General features: G+C 61.5%; 1 protein-coding gene. It reads left to right on the forward strand.

From position 1 onward, the window contains the following. Positions 1 to 1,029: 1,029 nt before the first annotated feature. Positions 1,030 to 1,948 (forward strand): DUF1403 family protein (locus EN893_RS31505; protein ID WP_128362078.1); only part of this gene is annotated, 919 nt, incomplete at its 3' end.

Consider the following 1,948-nt stretch of genomic DNA (forward strand, 5'->3'; position numbering starts at 1 on the left):
GGTGCAGGCTGCCTTGTCGACAATCCTGACGCGGAGTGAATTGAAGGGCGAAGGAAGCCGGTCACGATTGTCAAAGCGGGGCTCTTAAATCTTTGCCGCAGCATCAATCTTGATCTTCATCGTGGCATCACCACGGCAGACTTCGTTCACCTGCTTCTTGGTTTCTCCTCGAAGCGGTGGAGGCAGCCGAACATGTTCTCTATCTCCTCCTCCATCGTGGCGGCGGCTGAGACGATAAGATCGAGGTTCTTATGCCGTCGATCCATGGGGGCTTGTGCGGAAGCCTCTTTGTACCAAGAATGTACCAAAAGAGAGCCGCTATCCAGAAAAATCGTTGCGAATCAGTCTGTTACGGGAAATTGATGGCGGAGAGGGAGGGATTCCCTTTCACCTCTATGATACTGAAAATACTAGTCTTTTCGCGCTTTTTGTTACACAGTTTGTTACACAGCTACAACTACGATTTATAACCGCTCTAAGCTCGCAGCTTTTGGGCTCGCCTGCCCAATCCATCCGATCTGTCGAAACCGATGGCTTGTAGGACACTCCCGCGTGTGTACGTTGGGGCTTGGGTCAGAAGGTGACCCACAGCAAAGACGGGAGCGCCGCAGCGCAAAAGATCTCATCGGTCAAGGAACAGATAGTGAAGTAGCCTGTGACAATCGGCGCCAGCATCACCTCCAAAGCCGACCAGGAAAAACCCGCAAAAAACGTCGCCCTCAGATACCCCGTCGGCAATGAATATGGGACCGAAGTTGCGCGGCAGATCGGGCGTTAGATGCCTTCATGACATCTGAACCTGAGCAGGCTCCTACGCCGCGAGCCGGCACATTTCCGAACGGAGTTTCGTCCGGCTGCGCAAAAAGGTGCCCTGTCGAGACTTACTTGTTGGCCAAATGGCTTAGCAGGGACGAACTCGTGAAGAGATTGATAATGCAACACTATCAGTCGTTGTGCTGATCCGACAGGCTGTGCGTTTTGGCACGAAAATCATGGCGAAAAGCGCACCGGCACTTTACTCTCCAAATTATGATTCGCCTCGATCCCGCGACCGCCAGCTCCTCTGCGCCGCCCTCCGTTCCCGCGTGGGCGATCACAAGCGCCGGCGCGCCGAGTGACGGCGACGCCGCCTTCCGGGCCGGCGCCGCCCTGGGTGCCCTCGACACGCTCGCCCGCGCGCAGGCAGCCTGGGCCGGCGCTTGGCGGCAGCGGCTGGCGGTTCGCTGCGCCGCCTCCAGCATGCGGCTCGCCGGCCGCGCCGAGGATGCGGCCGCCTTGCGCGATGCCTGGCATTTGCGTCCCCTACGTGCTGACCCCGGTCCCGCAGGCGCCGTCTTTGGCGCCTGGCGGCAGTTGGCCAGGCAGCCGCCCGCCGCTACGCCCGGCCGGCTCGGGAAGATACTCGACCAGCTTGGCCTCCATTGGGACGGCGCCGCGCTCGCCGACCTTTGCACGCAGATCGAAAAACTCGGGGTATCCCAGCGGTCGGCGCCATTCGACGCCGCGGCGATCGCCGCTGAGGTCGTCGCCATGCGTCCCGATGCCGAACTCTTTGGCTGGTGGCTCGCCGACCTGGTACTGGCGCAACGCCTGGGCTGGCCGCAGCCCCTGCCGCTCCTAATGGCGCAGGGTTTTGGACCATCTTTCCGCACCGAGGCCGGCGGTGGCCGGCGCATCCGGCCCGGGGACAAGAATTTTGAGCGGGCGGTTTGCATCGCGCTCGTCGCGGCCGCCGCGGACGCTTGTCGGTTGGCCGCCGAGCTGTCGCGCCGGGCCGAAAAACTCCTGGCGGTGGCGCCGAAACTGCGCGCCAAAGGCGCCGGCGACGTAATCTTTCTGCTGCTCAGTGAAGACGCCGTGTCCGGATCGCTGACGACGGACAATCTGTCGCGCTTTGCATCGCGACGGCTGTTCGAACGGCTGCAGCAACTGGAGGTCGTGCGCGAGC

Source organism: Mesorhizobium sp. M7A.F.Ca.CA.004.04.2.1 (assembly GCF_004022825.1).
Lineage (GTDB): Bacteria > Pseudomonadota > Alphaproteobacteria > Rhizobiales > Rhizobiaceae > Mesorhizobium.